4 protein-coding genes are annotated in these 1,799 nt (G+C 55.5%); 1 reads left to right on the top strand and 3 read right to left on the bottom strand.

Annotation, left to right across the window (positions count from 1 at the left end; all coding sequences use genetic code 11):
- The 3 genes from A7X77_RS31440 to A7X77_RS33300 form a co-directional block, all read right to left on the bottom strand.
- Positions 1 to 187 (bottom strand): hypothetical protein (locus A7X77_RS31440; RefSeq protein WP_156668204.1); only part of this gene is annotated, 187 nt, incomplete at its 3' end.
- Positions 184 to 480: a hypothetical protein gene (locus A7X77_RS31435; RefSeq protein ID WP_064686672.1), complete on the bottom strand. Its 297-nt coding sequence runs from the start codon at positions 478 to 480 to the stop codon at positions 184 to 186. The genes A7X77_RS31435 and A7X77_RS31440, both read right to left, overlap by 4 nt.
- A gap of 123 nt (positions 481 to 603) precedes the next feature.
- Positions 604 to 690, bottom strand: coding sequence for a DUF2958 domain-containing protein (locus A7X77_RS33300; protein WP_245293824.1), 87 nt, complete (start codon positions 688 to 690; stop codon positions 604 to 606).
- 490 nt (positions 691 to 1,180) lie between these two features.
- Between A7X77_RS33300 and A7X77_RS31425 the strand changes: the two genes are divergently transcribed.
- Positions 1,181 to 1,799, top strand: a 619-nt coding sequence (locus tag A7X77_RS31425; RefSeq protein WP_156668203.1) for an outer membrane beta-barrel protein, incomplete at its 3' end; no start/stop codon positions are given.

Raw genomic sequence — 1,799 nt, 5'->3', positions numbered from 1 at the left:
GATGGGGCAAAAACTCTGCCGCCACGATTTCATTGTCCCAAATTTCGAGATCCAAATCTAGAAGTTCTGTCAGCCGCATTGTGTAATAATCGATGAGACTTGCCATCTCTGCGCTTCTTGGCTCTGGATACGTTGCCAGCAAATGCTTCAGCGTAGATTCAATCCGACGAACTTGTTCTACGGTCATAGGGTTCCTCCTTGAGCGAGTTTGAAGAGCATCGCCTTGTCGGGATCATTGAATACCGCGAACAACTTTTCGCGGTCTTTGCTTATATTCACATCGACAATGCCACAGTCTGAACCGTATTTGTCGAGTGTCATACGTTTGACGACACGCGGATACAGGTCGTGCAGTATGCTGGAGAAATGCGCGTTCTTCCACGCTTCATTGTCTGTGAAGTTCCTTCCGATATCGAGAGCACGCAGGATTTCACGCGGTGACGGGTGCAGAAAAGCCTGCACTTTCACGAGATCGCTCATGCGACCCTCCATCCATCTTCGCCAGCATCAGCGAGTACTGAATCCCAGATCGCGCCATTAGCGTAGCCAACTGCAACAAAGCCCACCCCTCGCTGACGTTCCTCGATCATCACCCACGGACCATCAGGCTCGCGGGTGGCCTACATCGCATAGGCCAAAGCAGCGGCCATCAGGTTCCATTTCTGTGACCAACCATGTAGCGGATGCCATGGTGTGAACCATTTCACCACCGGGATATGGTCTGCCTCACGCGCATTGACTTATTGTGGATGAGTTTGGCTTTCAGTTGATCAGTGAGAAGTTTCATACCGAAGCCATCCCACGAATTTCGACGCGGAATTGGCGCTCTATCATCTGCCGTTCTGCTCGCCATTCTGACGTTTTGGAATGTCTTGTCGAACTCCACGCCGTCGATCTTGCCCCATACTCTGAATTGCATTTGTTTGCTCCGTGTTTCTATCTGCACGAGCATTTGTAAATCCTGGGTCCAAAAGGGCGAGTTCAGAGTTGGTTGGGCGTCAACTCTTTTTTGCGAACGGTTAACCATAAAATAACGTTTTTCCAGCAAACTTTGGGAAATGTACTCGAAGCGTAATGCCTACGCGTTTTCAAGCACTTAGCGAAACGTCAAGTGTATATGTAAAACAGCAATAGACATTACCTTTGGGTAAGAACCGAAAGCATGTCAGGCGCGAATTGCATGGGCCAGCCAAACCAGACGAGCAGTGTGACGCCGCTCCGCGCCATGAGCCGTGCCGTCTCTTTTGCTGCGTTCGGCTGCCTGCTTCTCAGCCAGACGGCAGCCTTCGCACAGTCCGCCACGGCGGGCACGGCGAACAGCCGCTCCGCGGCCTCTGAGAATAATCGCGCCACGAACGACGCCGCACCCGCCACCGGTTTCGATGACGAGACCGGCGATACCGCCGTTCCCACGGCAAACGGCACGACCGCGAATGCGGACGATGCCCAACGGCCCGCCATACCGGACGCGCAATCCGGCGACGACATTACCGGCTCCATCCTCGACGAAGACATCCGCCGGCTGAACACCCGCCAAGCACCGATCGACGAAACGCTGCCGCGCCGCCGGGCTGCCGAAAGCGCCGCGACCGCCGAAACGCCGGGCATTCCGATCGGCACCTTCGTGCTCCGACCGAGCGTCGCCCAGAGCATCAACACCGAGACCACCAAGGACGGGAATACCAGGGAGCACCGCGCCTTTCTCGAAACCGATGCGGCCGCGACCCTGACCTCCGACTGGGGCCGTCACCAGCTGACCGTGACCTCGGAAGGCGCCTGGCAAAGCAATATCAGTGGCG

It is taken from the genome of Rhizobium bangladeshense (genome assembly GCF_001662075.1).
GTDB lineage: Bacteria > Pseudomonadota > Alphaproteobacteria > Rhizobiales > Rhizobiaceae > Rhizobium > Rhizobium bangladeshense_B.
Note: the sequence above shows the minus strand (reverse complement) of the source record. Positions and strands in the feature narration are given on the sequence as shown.